15 protein-coding genes are annotated in these 12,501 nt (G+C 52.4%); 6 read left to right on the top strand and 9 right to left on the bottom strand.

Going from position 1 to position 12,501, the window contains the following annotated elements; genetic code table 11:
- Positions 1-38: 38 nt before the first annotated feature.
- Together BLX24_RS16720 and aroQ are read right to left on the bottom strand one after the other, a co-directional pair.
- A complete protein-coding gene (locus BLX24_RS16720; RefSeq protein ID WP_071504306.1) occupies positions 39-1,076 on the bottom strand; it encodes an aminotransferase class V-fold PLP-dependent enzyme in 1,038 nt (345 codons plus the stop codon).
- Entirely contained in the window at positions 1,073-1,495 is a 423-nt protein-coding gene (aroQ, locus tag BLX24_RS16715) for a type II 3-dehydroquinate dehydratase (RefSeq protein ID WP_071504305.1), read from the bottom strand. The genes BLX24_RS16720 and aroQ overlap by 4 nt, the downstream gene beginning before the upstream one ends.
- A gap of 16 nt (positions 1,496-1,511) precedes the next feature.
- Here aroQ and xerD point away from each other — a divergent pair, with 16 nt between their 5' ends.
- On the top strand, positions 1,512-2,429 hold the full coding sequence (xerD, locus tag BLX24_RS16710; protein WP_071504304.1) for a site-specific tyrosine recombinase XerD: 918 nt from the start codon (positions 1,512-1,514) through the stop codon (positions 2,427-2,429).
- A gap of 126 nt (positions 2,430-2,555) precedes the next feature.
- Here the strand turns inward: xerD and BLX24_RS16705 are convergent, their stop codons facing one another.
- A complete protein-coding gene (locus BLX24_RS16705; protein ID WP_071504303.1) occupies positions 2,556-3,092 on the bottom strand; it encodes a DUF8685 domain-containing protein in 537 nt (178 codons plus the stop codon).
- Positions 3,093-3,171: 79 nt separating this feature from the next.
- Positions 3,172-3,753, bottom strand: coding sequence for a class I SAM-dependent methyltransferase (locus BLX24_RS16700; RefSeq protein ID WP_071504302.1), 582 nt, complete (start codon positions 3,751-3,753; stop codon positions 3,172-3,174).
- A gap of 650 nt (positions 3,754-4,403) precedes the next feature.
- Between BLX24_RS16700 and BLX24_RS16695 the strand changes: the two genes are divergently transcribed.
- Positions 4,404-5,597 (top strand): aminotransferase class V-fold PLP-dependent enzyme, encoded by a 1,194-nt coding sequence (locus tag BLX24_RS16695; RefSeq protein WP_071504301.1) that lies wholly within the window; start codon positions 4,404-4,406, stop codon positions 5,595-5,597.
- A 118-nt stretch (positions 5,598-5,715) separates the two neighbouring features.
- Here BLX24_RS16695 and gloA2 read toward each other — a convergent pair whose 3' ends face one another.
- From gloA2 to BLX24_RS16675, 4 genes are all read right to left on the bottom strand, one after another.
- Positions 5,716-6,105: an SMU1112c/YaeR family gloxylase I-like metalloprotein gene (gene gloA2, locus BLX24_RS16690; RefSeq protein WP_071504300.1), complete on the bottom strand. Its 390-nt coding sequence runs from the start codon at positions 6,103-6,105 to the stop codon at positions 5,716-5,718.
- Between the two features lie 10 nt (positions 6,106-6,115).
- Positions 6,116-6,349, bottom strand: a complete 234-nt coding sequence (locus BLX24_RS16685) for a hypothetical protein (RefSeq protein ID WP_071504299.1) — start codon at positions 6,347-6,349, stop codon at positions 6,116-6,118.
- Positions 6,346-6,846 carry a SixA phosphatase family protein gene (locus BLX24_RS16680; RefSeq protein WP_071504298.1) on the bottom strand — a complete coding sequence of 167 codons (501 nt, stop codon included), beginning with the start codon at positions 6,844-6,846 and terminating at the stop codon, positions 6,346-6,348. The genes BLX24_RS16685 and BLX24_RS16680 overlap by 4 nt, the downstream gene beginning before the upstream one ends.
- Before the next feature lie 210 nt (positions 6,847-7,056).
- Entirely contained in the window at positions 7,057-7,302 is a 246-nt protein-coding gene (locus BLX24_RS16675; protein ID WP_071504297.1) for a hypothetical protein, read from the bottom strand.
- A gap of 202 nt (positions 7,303-7,504) precedes the next feature.
- Between BLX24_RS16675 and gnd the strand changes: the two genes are divergently transcribed.
- Entirely contained in the window at positions 7,505-8,401 is an 897-nt protein-coding gene (gnd, locus tag BLX24_RS16670; protein ID WP_071504296.1) for a phosphogluconate dehydrogenase (NAD(+)-dependent, decarboxylating), read from the top strand.
- Positions 8,402-8,479: 78 nt separating this feature from the next.
- On the opposite strand, the gene BLX24_RS16665 is transcribed toward gnd, so the two are convergent.
- On the bottom strand, positions 8,480-9,895 hold the full coding sequence (locus tag BLX24_RS16665; RefSeq protein WP_071504295.1) for a pyridoxal phosphate-dependent decarboxylase family protein: 1,416 nt from the start codon (positions 9,893-9,895) through the stop codon (positions 8,480-8,482).
- Positions 9,896-10,037: 142 nt separating this feature from the next.
- On the opposite strand from BLX24_RS16665, the gene BLX24_RS16660 reads away from it, so the two are divergent.
- The 3 genes from BLX24_RS16660 (at position 10,038) to BLX24_RS16650 (ending at position 12,404) form a co-directional block, all read left to right on the top strand.
- Positions 10,038-10,745, top strand: a complete 708-nt coding sequence (locus BLX24_RS16660; RefSeq protein ID WP_071504294.1) for a hypothetical protein — start codon at positions 10,038-10,040, stop codon at positions 10,743-10,745.
- A gap of 129 nt (positions 10,746-10,874) precedes the next feature.
- Positions 10,875-11,945, top strand: a complete 1,071-nt coding sequence (locus BLX24_RS16655) for a fatty acid desaturase family protein (protein WP_071504293.1) — start codon at positions 10,875-10,877, stop codon at positions 11,943-11,945.
- Between the two features lie 18 nt (positions 11,946-11,963).
- Positions 11,964-12,404: a hypothetical protein gene (locus tag BLX24_RS16650; RefSeq protein WP_071504292.1), complete on the top strand. Its 441-nt coding sequence runs from the start codon at positions 11,964-11,966 to the stop codon at positions 12,402-12,404.
- Positions 12,405-12,501 lie beyond the last annotated feature (97 nt).

Below are 12,501 nucleotides of genomic sequence, written 5' to 3'. Positions count from 1 at the left end.
GGTTGATGACATGATAAGAAGCGGCAAAGATCGGCACATTACGCACGGAAACCGTATTCCTGACGTAAAAAGTCTTTTAAATTTCCGATCTCTTCGGCTGTTATGGCCGGGAAATTGGCAATCCGGAAGGTGTTATCTTTCCAGTTGCCGTAGCCGCTGCCCAAGATCAGGCCAGCCTGTTTTGCCTTCGTTTTCACCGCTTTAATATCCGCCTCCGCGCCTGTCACGGCAATGACTGTATCCGACCGGACAGCCCCCTCCGCGTCTTCTGCACCGATCAGCGGCCGGAAGGGCGAGCGGGCCAAATCCTGCTCAAAAAAAGCGTACCAGCCGGCAGCCCGCTGCCGGATCAGCTGATCGGTTACGGCAATGTCCGGGATTTGCTGCAATACCCGCATGAGCAGGTAAATGCCCAGGCCGTTGGGGGTGTAAGGCGTCTGAAACTTCCGGAAATTGTCGTGCATAAACAACAGACTGTTGTAGTGCGCCTGTTCGCCGATGCGTTCTGCCTGTTCGAGGGCCTGCGGGGAGTACACCAGCACCGCCAGCCCCGCCGGTAGGCCGAAGCATTTTTGTACGGAGGCAAACCAGACGTCGGCCAGCGCCCAGTCGAATTGAAGCCCTGCCATCGACGATACCGCATCAACCGCAATCAGGCCACTGAATTGTTGCCGGAACGTGGCCAGCATCGACATCGGTACCTGGGTGCCGTTGGAGGTCTCATTCTGGACAATGCACAGCACGTCGGCCTCGCTGATGGTATAAGGTGGTTTGATGCGGTGGGCATACTGCCGCCACTTCTCTCCAAAAGCGCCGTTGGTGGCGTGCAGGCTGGTCTCGGCGGTCAGCGATTGGGCAACTACTTCCCAGCACTCCGTTGCCGAAGACGTAAAGGCAATATGGTATCCAGCCGGAATGGCCAGTTTTTCGCGCAGGAGCCGCATGGTTTCGGCCACTATGCCCATAAATTCCGGACTGCGGTGGTTCTGGCTGACGATGCCATCACGCAGGGCTTCCGCAGCATAATCAGCTACCTGCGGGTATATTTTCGACGGACCAGGATAAAACGTAATCATAGGCTGAGCAAATAGCGAACGGCCATCTCGTAGCCCATTAGCCCCAGACCAACCACAACCCCTTTGCATTTGGCCGACAGATAGCTGTGATGACGGAATGCCTCACGGGCGTGTACGTTGGAAATATGCACCTCAACGGCCGGTGCCGTTACCGCCGATAAGGCGTCGGCAATGGCAATGGAGGTATGGGTGTAAGCACCGGCGTTAATCACGATGCCGTCGATGGTAAAGCCCAGCTCATGAATTTTATCGATCAGTTCGCCTTCGTGATTTGACTGAAAATAGTGAATTTGCACGTCGGGAAACTGTTGCTCCAGCGTTTCGAGGTAGTCGATAAATGTCCGGCTGCCGTAAATATGGGGTTCTCGTTTGCCTAACAGATTGAGATTAGGGCCGTTCAGTACCAGAATTTTTTTCATGCGTAAATAAAGGAGTATGTGGCAAAGTTATATAAACGCATTCAAGAACTACCTGACCCTCGAGCGTTCGCTGTCAGAAAACTCCGTAGAAGCGTATCTGCACGATGTAGCGAAGCTTTGGGAATACCTTGAGCTGATGGGGCAGGAGTCGGGCCATGACGTACCGTCGCCGTTTCAGGTGACGGAAAAACACCTGATGAATTTCCTGAAATACCTGGCCGAAATGGGCTTGTCGGCCCACAGTCAGGCGCGGATTCTGTCGGGGCTGAAAGCGTTTTATAAGTATTTACTGCTGGAAAACCTGATTCAGCACGATCCGACGCAGCTGGTCGAAGCCCCGAAGCTGGGCCGGAAATTACCGGATACGCTCAGCTTTCCGGAAATTGAGGCCATGCTCGCCGCCGTTGACCTGTCGACGCCGGGCGGCACGCGCGACCGTGCGATGCTCGAAACACTCTATAGCTCGGGCCTGCGGGTGTCGGAACTGCTGGATCTCCGGCTGACCAACTGCCACTTTGACGTGGGATTTATCCGGGTTTTCGGGAAAGGCAGTAAAGTGCGGCTCGTACCGATCGGAAAAGATGCCATTCATTACACAAGTCTCTACATTGAGCATGTGCGGCAGGGGCTGGAAGTACAGAAAGGAGCCGAGGATCTGGTGTTTCTGAATCTGCGGGGTGGAGGATTATCGCGGGTATCGGTGTTTAAGACCATACAGCGGCTGGCGCTGGAGGCAGGGATTCAGAAGTCGATCAGCCCGCATACCTTCCGCCATTCGTTTGCAACCCATTTGATTGAGGGCGGGGCCGATTTGCGGGCGGTACAACAGATGCTGGGCCACGAATCCATCACGACAACGGAGATTTATACGCACCTCGACCGCGATTACCTCAAACAGACTCTGATCGATTATCACCCGAGAAGCCGACGGTAAGGGCACAAAAAAATCCCCGCCATCACGAAAGCGGGGATTCCACTGTCTCTGTTTTAACCCTAGTCCAATACACTATTTTATCTGTCTGTACCTAAAAGTAAATGTAGCCATAATCATGCCAATTTCCTAGCTATCTGCCGAGGATTTATCTCCGGTAAAGCCCTGAACACTATTTTTGAATAATAAGTTGAATGAAGTGAGACTCCCGTATATACGGGTGATGTATTGCTGGATGTTTATTTTCGCTTCGTCGTCGAGCTCGCTGGCATTTACCCGCTGCTCGAGTACGCGCAGCCGGTCGCGGATCATGACAATTTTATGGAAGAATGTGTCGATCGGTATTTCCTTGGTTGCCAGGTCGTTTCGCCCCGGCTTCAGGATGAGCTTACCGCCTTTCCACCTGTCGCCGAGGGGGATTATTTCAGTCTGATCAACCCATTTCTGCAGGATGCGTGAAAGCGATTGCTCCACATCAAACAGACTGACAAGGTCACTGTCGGGTTCGATTTGTTCGATGACATCGAGCGGGGTGTCAAATTTTATGACTTTGACACCTTCTTCCACGAATGTAATGGTATATCCGGTAGATTTAAGATTGATAATAACCCCTACGCCGAATTCGCTGTGACGGACGCGTGAGCCAATACCCAGTAATAGCTGCATAGTACGGAAAGCTGTTTTTATGGCCTCAACCGGCAAATCATGTGCCAGGGAAGAGGGCCGGATGCATTAAGCGTAAAAATTAGTGAGGCCGGAAAACACGGCAGTCGAAAACGCCCTTTGATGTGGTTACGACAGTTTCGTCAACCAACTGAACACCAGCCATAATTTCAGTCCAATAGGTATCGCTGTGCTTATGCTGGTTGATCGTAATCAGGAATAAACCATCGGGTTTCAGAAACTGTGAATACCGTTGCAGGGTTTTCAGGATGTGTTTGCTGTAATAAACGGACTCGCTGAAAACGATCATGTCGAACGTGCCTTCCGGCGTGTACCGGTCCATATCTGCCACCAGATAGGTACATTTCGGATCGGCGTCAGCCCGCGCGGCGTCAATGGCTCTGTCTGAAATATCGAGGCCGACGAAGCGCCCGTAGTTCTGTTGCTGAAGGCGTTGCTGCAAAAGACCTTCGCCGCACCCGATTTCGAGAATGTCGGGTTGATCCGGCTTTAAAAATTTTATGTACCCGACCACAACGCTGAAACGACCTAATTCATCGAGGGCTTTCAGACCATGCCACAGGCCTTTATCGTACTGATAATTCCAGCGGTCGCGGTTGACACGGAAAACTTTTCGTTTGATAAGCGAAAGGATAGAACTCATGGGTATCCTGGCCTTGGTTTATACGCCAAAGAAACGTGTTTTTCCTTAACTTGCCTATTGCTGGTTTAACGGCCGACCACGTGGGGTGTGGCTTTATTGGGCGACCACGTGGGATGTGGCTTTATTGGGCGACCACGTGGGATGTGGCTTTATTGGGCGACCACGTGGGATGTGGCTTTATTGGGCGACCACGTGGGATGTGGCTTTATTGGGCGACCACGTGGGATGTGGCTTTATTGGGCGACCACGTGGGATGTGGCTTTATTGGGCGACCACGTGGGATGTGGCTTTATTGGGCGACCACGTGGGATGTGGCTTTATTGGGCGACCACGTGGGATGTGGCTTTATTGGGCGACCACGTGGGATGTGGCTTTATTGGGCGACCACGTGGGATGTGGCTTTATTGGGCGACCACGTGGGATGTGGCTTTATTGGGCGACCACGTGGGATGTGGCTTTATTGGGCGACCACGTGGGATGTGGCTTTATTGGGCGACCACGTGGGATGTGGCTTTATTGGGCGACCACGTGGGATGTGGCTTTATTGGGCGACCACGTGGGATGTGGCTTTATTGGGCGACCACGTGGGATGTGGCTTTATTGGGCGACCACGTGGGGTCGCCCCTACGGTATTTCAATAAACAATCTGTATGTCAATCACCCATCATCAACTGACCAGTCAGAAACATCTGTTTGCGTTGCCTGCCAACGTGCATTATATCAATTGTGCAACCCGTGGTCCGTTTAGCTTGTCGGTGGCACAGGCAGGGCATGCGGCTATCGACGGGCAACTGAATCCGTTCGGGTTACCGCCGGATGCGTTTTTTTCGGGAGCCATTAGCGTACGGGAACTGTTCTCGCAGCTCATCAATGCCAATGATCCGGACCGGATTGCGGTCATTTCGTCGGTGTCGTATGGCATGGCGGTTGTTGCCCGCAATCTGCACCGGAAACCGGGGATTAAAGCTGGTCAGCACATCCTGCAGATTGATGCGGAGTTCCCGAGCGATGTCTATGCCTGGGATCGTGTAACCACCGGACTGGGCCTGACCATCAAAACGGTTGCGATGCCGCAGGTGCCCGACGGTGAATCGGTCAGTGCCCGCTGGAATGAGGCAATACTGGCGGCAATCGAACCGGATACGGCGATGGTTGTTGTCCCGCATGTGCACTGGATGTATGGTAACCGGTTTGACCTGGTTGCCATCGGCGAACGGGCGCGGTCGGTAGGAGCGTGGCTGGTCGTTGATGGTACACAATCGGTCAGCGCCTTGCCGTTTGATGTCGCTGCAATTCGGCCGGATGCGCTGGTTTGTGCGGCTTACAAATGGATGATGGGCCCGTATTCGACGGGTTTAGCTTATTTCGGTGAAGCATTCGACGGTGGCGTACCGCTGGAGGAGACCTGGATGAACCGCCTGAACAGCAATCAGTTTCACCGCCTGACCGACTATCAGCCGGCTTATCGGGAGAAGGCATACCGCTATAATATGGGAGAACACTCGCATTTTACGCACATGCCGATGCTGGAAGCGGCACTGACCCAGCTGATGGGCTGGCAGCCTGAGCGTATCCAGACGTATTGTGCCGGTTTGCTGGACGAGCATCTGCCGGCATTTGCCCGTCTGGGATGCCGCATCGAACCGGCCGCCGGGCGGGGGAATCACCTGGTGGGTGTCTGGCTACCCGAAACGGCCGACCCGATGGCGGTGCAGCACGTTTTACAACAAAAGCGGGTGTCGGTTTCCGCCCGTGGCCGTGCGCTGCGTGTTGCCCCCAACGTGTATAACGAACCGGAAGATATCGCGGCCTTGACCGAAGCGCTTGCCGGATGCGGTTTTTAGTTTTGGTTGCCGGGTTCTGGTGGCTACCGGATTTTGAGTTGTAGTGGTGGCATGAGCTGGTTTAACCCGGCAACTCAGCGCCAACAGCAACAAAAAAACTCCGGTAACCCAAAACCGGCTAGAGCGAATAGAGTTCGAGCGGCAGGCCGTCGGGGTCTGCGAAGAAGGTAAAGCGCTTGCCGGTCAGCTCGTCAATGCGGATGGGCTCCGGTTCTACCCCTTTTGCCCGCAGGTCTGCCACGGCCTCGTCGATGTCTGTAACCGCAAAGGCCAGATGGCGGAGACCGGTGGCTTCCGGCCGCGACGGGCGACGGGGCGGATCAGGAAACGAAAAGAGTTCAATCTGATACTGCCCGTTTACCGCCAGATCAAGCTTGTACGACTGGCGTTCGGCCCGGTAAAACTCCTGAATGATGGTCAGGCCGAGCACTTCGGTGTAAAACTGTTTTGCCCGTTGATAGTCCGAGCTGATGATAGCAATGTGGTGTACGGCGTTTAGCAGGGCCATGCGTCAGGCGTTATTTCGTGTTAACAGTATCAAGACCGGTTGTGTCAATGGCCGTGCCATCGATAACGGCGTTAGTATCCCGTCCGGATTGGCCCGGAAGGGCCCCGCCCGGAAGGGCACGTTCCAGTTGTTTGCGTTTGTTCCAGGGAGCGGTCGTGCGGCGCGCCATATCAATGGTAATCAGGATAACGACCAGCAAAAAAGCAATAAAGACAGTAATAAAGATGCGTTTGTTACGGTTCATTGCGGTAACTGTTTGGGTGCAATGTAATAACTCAGATTTCCGGTCCGGCCCGATACGTCGGCCCAGTTCAGGTCATCAAAAGTAATAGCTGCAACCGAACCTTTACTCATCGAACCGATATCCTGATGGGTTAAAAATTCCGAAAAGTAAGAAACATCGGGATTGTGTCCCACAATCATTACGGACGAAAAGGTTTCCGGCTGTTCATTGACCGTTGCCAGATAAGCACGGGGGCCGCCGTCAAAAAGATGCTCATTAAAGATAATGCTGTCCGTGTCATAGCCCAGCTGTTCGGCAATGACCTTGGCTGTATCGCGGGCCCGGTTGGCTGTGCTGCTGATGATCACATCAGGTTTTACCGTTTTACTTTTCAGGTGAACACCCATCCGCGCGGCGGCCATAATACCGTCAGGAACTAAATCGCGGTCATGGTCTTGCTGAAAGATGGCACGATCTTCGGCTTTGGCGTGGCGGACAACATACAGAGTTCGTTGCATAGGTTAAGTCGTTTAATGAAGAGATAGGTTATGTAAAGCGTTCAGGTACGTAAAGATGGTAAATATGTACTGTTTAACCTTTATGACTCAGAATTTTACTAAGCTATATACGTTGACAGATGCCGGAAAACAGCTGTTTTGTTTAGTGAACGTTTCACAAAACGCCCTCTGCCGCTACGGTAAGGACGCAGCAGCAGAGGGACGCGGGTGTTAACTGTAAGAAGGTTTGTCGATGTCAGGCTTGTTCAGATTGCGGTTCGGATGTTTCATCGGCAAATCGGCCGACGGGTTATCGCCATCCATGTATTTGTCTTCAAATTCGTCGGGTTCCGGCTCCGGAACGTCGTCCATTTGAGCCGCCGGGCCATTAATCCCCTCTGCTGACCGATCACTCATGCCCTTTGGCGAAATGGCTTGTTTCGCCCGGATTTCGTCTTCATTTGGTTTGTTCTCCATAACGATAACTGGTTTCTGAAAAAAACTCCGGACACCCTGAATTGTTCAGGTGAAGAAGGCGGTTGCAGGGCCGTAAAGCGGTAAACGGTCTGCGGCTGCCGACAATGCGGCAAGGATTTGAACAATTTTACGACTTACTTTGTAGCACAAATAGACAGCAGTGGCTGTCTGCGGTTGTTATTGTTGATAAACTTGCTACCAGATGCATATCGGATTTATTGGCCTGGGCAAGATGGGGTATAACCTCGTCGTGAACCTGCTACGGCACAAGCACACAGTTGTCGGCTACGACATTAACGAGGAACTGGTTAATGGGATCAAAGCCGAAGGCGCCGAAGGCGTTACCACTCTCGAAGCACTTTATGAGTCATTGCCGGAGCCGCGTGTGTTATGGCTGATGATTCCGGCAGGCCCGCTGGTTGATACGGTAATCAATCAATTGCTGGCGTTCCTGCACCCCGGCGATACCCTGATCGATGGCGGTAATTCACATTATCAGGACTCGGTCCGGCGCCATCAGTTTCTGAAGGAGCGGGGCATTGGTTATGTCGATTGCGGTACGTCGGGTGGTATGTCGGGCGCGCTGAACGGTGCCTGTACCATGTACGGCGGTGACCCGGAGGTGGTCGAGCCACTGCACCAGGTCTTCAAGGATATTTCGGTGGAAAACGGTTCGCTTTACACCGGCCCGGCCGGTAGCGGTCACTTCACGAAAATGGTGCATAACGGTATTGAGTACGGTATGATGCAGTCCATTGCCGAAGGGTTTGAAGTGCTCGAAAAAAGCCAGTTCCCGTTTGATTATGAAGCGGTTGCCCGTTTATGGAACAATGGCTCGGTAATCCGCAGCTGGCTGATGGAACTGACTGAAAATGCGTTCCGGAAAGATGCAAAACTGGATGAAATCAAGGGCCGGATGCATTCGTCGGGCGAAGGTAAATGGACGCTAGAAACGGCGCTCGATCTGGGTGTACCAACGCCGGTTATTGCGCTCTCGCTGCTGATGCGTTACCGGTCTTTACAGGATGATACGTTTACCGGGAAAGTAGTGGCCGCCCTGCGCAATGAGTTCGGCGGACACGCAGTAGAGAAAAAATAACGATACCGGCTATCATAGAAGGCCCCTGAAGAGCAAAGACGCTGATCGTGTTACTGCATTTTCAGGGGCCTTAATTAATTATACCATACCCCGTATTTCCGTTAAAAGTGCATCCAGATCATGGGTAGTCGTGAGTGGATTCATAATCGAGACGCGCAGGTAAACCGCCCCGTTCAGCGTTGTCTGAACAATGTAAAACCGCCCTTCGGCTAACAGTCGTTGCCGGATAAGGCTGTTGCGCTCATTTACAGCTGCCATATCGTTTTCCGGCTGATAGCGAAAACACACAATATTACTTTCGGGCCACAGCGCCAGCGTAAAGTCAGGCGCGCTGGCAACTGCCCCGGCAAAATACTGTGCCAGACTGTGTAGCCGCTCTATGTTTTCGGCCAGTATCTTTTCTCCGTACGTTTTCAGAATGGCGTAAATCTTAACGCTCATCATCAGCTTTGTGCACTCAAACGTCCGTTTGCCTGAGTTAAACCAGTCGGTCGATTGCTGATCGGCCCACAGGTATTGTGCCTGCTGGTGGAACGTCTGAAACGCATCCTTGTTGCGACGGAAAACCAGTGCCGTTGCCAGGGCCGGGACCATCAGCATTTTATGCCAGTCGACAACCACGGAGTCGGCGCGGTTAATGCCGGTGACCAGATGCCGGTATTGCTCTGAAAATACGACCGCCCCGCCATGGGCTCCGTCGACATGCAGCCATAACCCGTTTTTTTCGCAGAAGTCGGCTATCGGCGGAATGGTATCGTAGGCACCCGTGGAGGTAGAACAGGCGCTTGCTACCACAGCAAAGACCCTGAGTCCGTCTGCTTGTGCCTGCCGGAAATAATCGCCGAGGAGTTCCGTCCGCATCTGAAAACGGTCATTTACCGGAATTTTAATGATACCCCCAGTGCCTAACCCCATGATGCGGGCCGCCCGGTCGACACAGTAGTGGGCTTCTTCCGAAACCATGATGGCCAGTTTTTCGCTGCTCCCCGCTTGCCAGACCGTTGGCGCATGAACCGCGCGGGCCGCCAGCAGGGCCGTCAGGTTGGCCAGTGTACCGCCCGAAGTCAGCAAGCCCGACGACGTCTGCGGGTCAAAGCCGATGCGTTGGGCCAACAACTCCGACACAATGCGCTCCAGGGGGTTTGAGACAAGCCCCATTTCGTAGACGGCCATACCGTTGTTAAGCAGACCCGACAGCAGGCCGGCCAACGCTGCCACCGGCAGGGGAGGAGCGACCTGATGCCCCATATAGCGGGGATGATGTAAGTGCGTCGACCGGCTGATTACCTCATTGAAAAAGGCATTCAGGTCGCCGGAACCCTCTGCAAAATCAGCTTGCCAGTACCGGTAGTTTTCGTCGGGTGATTGATACGGAATAACCGTAGACAGGGTTTGATCCTGAGCCGATTGCAGATAGCCGGCCAGCTGGTCGACAAGGTCGTGGGCTTGCCGGCGGAAATTCTCTGCCGAATAGGCATTGGTAAGAAGCTCCATGTGTTGTTGTACAATTGTCAGGATAAAAGTAGCGGCTTACTCCTCTTGCTCAAAACAATAGCCGGAAACTATGCGATTATGTGTTCTTTTGTAACCGTATTAACCCGTGTGCTTTGTATTAACCCGTTATTAAAACCACTTTATGCGTAAATTACTACTTCCTCTTCTGGGGCTGGCGCTAAGTCTGACCGCACAGGCGCAGGCGTTTTTACCTTCCATTGACCGCTTTTCGGGCAGTAAGCCTGGTTATCTTATCACCAAATCGGGTGAACGCATTGACTTCATACTGGATGATCTGGACCGTAAAAAAGGACTGATTATCCGGGTCGAAGGCAAAACAACGGATGGAAAAAAGTTTAAGTATGAAGCGGCTGACATTCAGGAACTGGGTTTAAATCCGTCTGATTATGCGAAGTTCAGTTCGGTCATGAACAGCACAAGTTCGATTGTAAAGGCACAAAAAACAAAAGTCAGTGAGTCAACGCGGAACCTGGTTATCTTTTCGCAGGAGCATCTGGACGATCAGGACCGGGATGTGTTGGTGCAACTGGTGAATCCAGGTTTCGACTCCCGGATTAAGGTATTCGACGATCCGTTTGCTACCCAGACAATGGGGGTTGGGGTTTATGGCATGCAGGTCACCGGTGGTATGGACAAGTCATTCTATGTCAAAGCCAATGGCAAGGTATTCCGGTTAAAGAAAAAGAATTACGACGAATATTTTCCGATTCTGTTCGGCTCGTGTCCGGCGGTTATGTCGAAATACGGAAAAGGCTTTGCCTGGCGCGACTTCAACGAGCATGTCTTTTTGCTGGATCAGGAGTGTGGCGGCGAGATCAGTGCAAAGTAGTAAATAGGATTATGCCCCGCAGGTTTGATTCGGGGGATTAAATCGATATGTTTGATAAACGGCAATTCGCAGGCGCTTATTGCCGTTTATGATATATACCCGATTGTTCGACCCCTAAACTGAGCCTGCATGAAGCAACTTGGAACGATTCACGACCCGACCTTCTCTCCCAAACCCCATACTGCCCTCGACCGCTTCTATCTCCGTTTTATTAAAGACGAACGCGACCTGCCCTTTGCTTACCTGATCGTCAAACTAACCTTCACTCTTATTCCGCTGGCCGTACTGCTGTTTCTGCCATTCATTAACGGATGGCTCTGGGCGTTGCTGGCAACGGGTTATCTGGTACTGAATAATCTGGTTTTCAAAGGTCCATATGGACTAATGCTGCATTGTACCAGCCACCGGCCGTTATTTAAACCGGAATATAAATGGATGAACTACCACCTGACGTGGGTAATCAGTTTGTTTTTCGGGCAGACACCGGAGACCTACTTCAGCCATCACATTGGCATGCACCATCCCGAAAACAACATTGATCCGGATGAAAGCAGTACCATGGCGTATCAGCGCGACAGCTTCCGGAGTTTTATGGCCTATTTTGGTGACTTTTTCTTTTTCGGTATTGCCGAGCTGGCTGCTTATCTGAAAAAGAAAAACCGGATCAAGCTCTTATACAGGGCATTGCTGGGCGAATTCTGCTTTCTGGCGATGGTTGCAGTGCTTTGTTTTGTTAACCTCGCCGCAACAATGGTGGTGTTTATCATACCGTTCCTGATCTATCGGTTTGTGGCCATGGTCGGTAATTTTACCCAGCATGCCTTTGTGGATGCCAATGACCCGAATAATCCTTACCGGAACAGCATTACCTGTATCAATGTGAAATACAATCATAAGTGCTGGAACGATGGCTATCACATTAGCCACCATTACCGGCCGGCCATGCACTGGACCGAGCACCCTTCTTTTTTTCTGAAGACGGCCGATAAGTATGTGCAGAATCAGGCGATTGTTTTTGACGGGCTCGACTTTCTGAAGGTTTTTTATTACCTGATGAATAAGCGTTATGATGTATTGGCCAGTCATATGGTAAACATCAACGGGGCGTTCCGCGATGAGGCAGAAGCCATTGCCGTCATGCGTGCCCGGACGCAGCGGATTGCACCGGTTAATATACCCAAAACCCTGGAACTGGCGTAGGTCCATTTGTCTTCACTGATGGCAGGTCAGGTGCCATATATCCTGGCAGGGTTGCGCGCCGGTATGGAGTCCATGCCGGCTTTTTTAGGTATCAACGGCACGACTATCAGGGAGCATCCGCCGGAAGCGATGCAGGGCGTCGGCCATTTAGAAAACTCCCCTCTGAACCCGAATATCCCGAAACGTACGGAAGGCGAACGGGGGCAACAGAATAATCGCTGGTTTTGCCGGATATTGGTTTTTGGGGCGATAGTGGTCGCCGGCCTGGCCATTCAGAAATGCCGGCAGCCCCGGGACAGCACCAACGGCGTGTATACTGATACGACCAGCCGTGCGGAGCCAGCCGCTGTTGACGATACATCGACAGCCAGCAAACGCCGCGTTGAGCAAACAAACGGTCAGGTTTATGACTCAACTGGTTCGGGGCCGCCGGGTACACGGGACTCCTCAAACCAATAATTGAACCGACGACCATATAAAGAATAACAGACAGTGTTGGTGGATGATGCGGTTGGTTGTATGTTTGTGGTATAACAGACCATTATCGACTTACCAT

This window comes from Arsenicibacter rosenii (assembly GCF_001870735.1).
In the GTDB taxonomy this organism is placed as follows: Bacteria; Bacteroidota; Bacteroidia; order Cytophagales; family Spirosomataceae; genus Arsenicibacter; species Arsenicibacter rosenii.
The sequence above is the reverse complement of the archived record's forward strand: the minus strand, read 5'-3'. Positions and strand labels throughout refer to the sequence as shown.

Coding starts and splice junctions, on each gene's coding strand:
- aroQ (WP_071504305.1), bottom strand. CDS start 1,495: ATGAAAAAAATTCTGGTACTGAACGGCCCTAATCTCAATCTGTTAGGC.
- BLX24_RS16705 (WP_071504303.1), bottom strand. CDS start 3,092: ATGCAGCTATTACTGGGTATTGGCTCACGCGTCCGTCACAGCGAATTC.
- BLX24_RS16655 (WP_071504293.1), top strand. CDS start 10,875: ATGAAGCAACTTGGAACGATTCACGACCCGACCTTCTCTCCCAAACCC.
- BLX24_RS16660 (WP_071504294.1), top strand. CDS start 10,038: ATGCGTAAATTACTACTTCCTCTTCTGGGGCTGGCGCTAAGTCTGACC.
- BLX24_RS16695 (WP_071504301.1), top strand. CDS start 4,404: ATGTCAATCACCCATCATCAACTGACCAGTCAGAAACATCTGTTTGCG.
- BLX24_RS16700 (WP_071504302.1), bottom strand. CDS start 3,753: ATGAGTTCTATCCTTTCGCTTATCAAACGAAAAGTTTTCCGTGTCAAC.
- BLX24_RS16720 (WP_071504306.1), bottom strand. CDS start 1,076: ATGATTACGTTTTATCCTGGTCCGTCGAAAATATACCCGCAGGTAGCT.
- BLX24_RS16685 (WP_071504299.1), bottom strand. CDS start 6,349: ATGAACCGTAACAAACGCATCTTTATTACTGTCTTTATTGCTTTTTTG.
- BLX24_RS16650 (WP_071504292.1), top strand. CDS start 11,964: ATGGCAGGTCAGGTGCCATATATCCTGGCAGGGTTGCGCGCCGGTATG.
- gnd (WP_071504296.1), top strand. CDS start 7,505: ATGCATATCGGATTTATTGGCCTGGGCAAGATGGGGTATAACCTCGTC.
- BLX24_RS16665 (WP_071504295.1), bottom strand. CDS start 9,895: ATGGAGCTTCTTACCAATGCCTATTCGGCAGAGAATTTCCGCCGGCAA.
- xerD (WP_071504304.1), top strand. CDS start 1,512: ATGTGGCAAAGTTATATAAACGCATTCAAGAACTACCTGACCCTCGAG.
- gloA2 (WP_071504300.1), bottom strand. CDS start 6,105: ATGGCCCTGCTAAACGCCGTACACCACATTGCTATCATCAGCTCGGAC.
- BLX24_RS16675 (WP_071504297.1), bottom strand. CDS start 7,302: ATGGAGAACAAACCAAATGAAGACGAAATCCGGGCGAAACAAGCCATT.
- BLX24_RS16680 (WP_071504298.1), bottom strand. CDS start 6,846: ATGCAACGAACTCTGTATGTTGTCCGCCACGCCAAAGCCGAAGATCGT.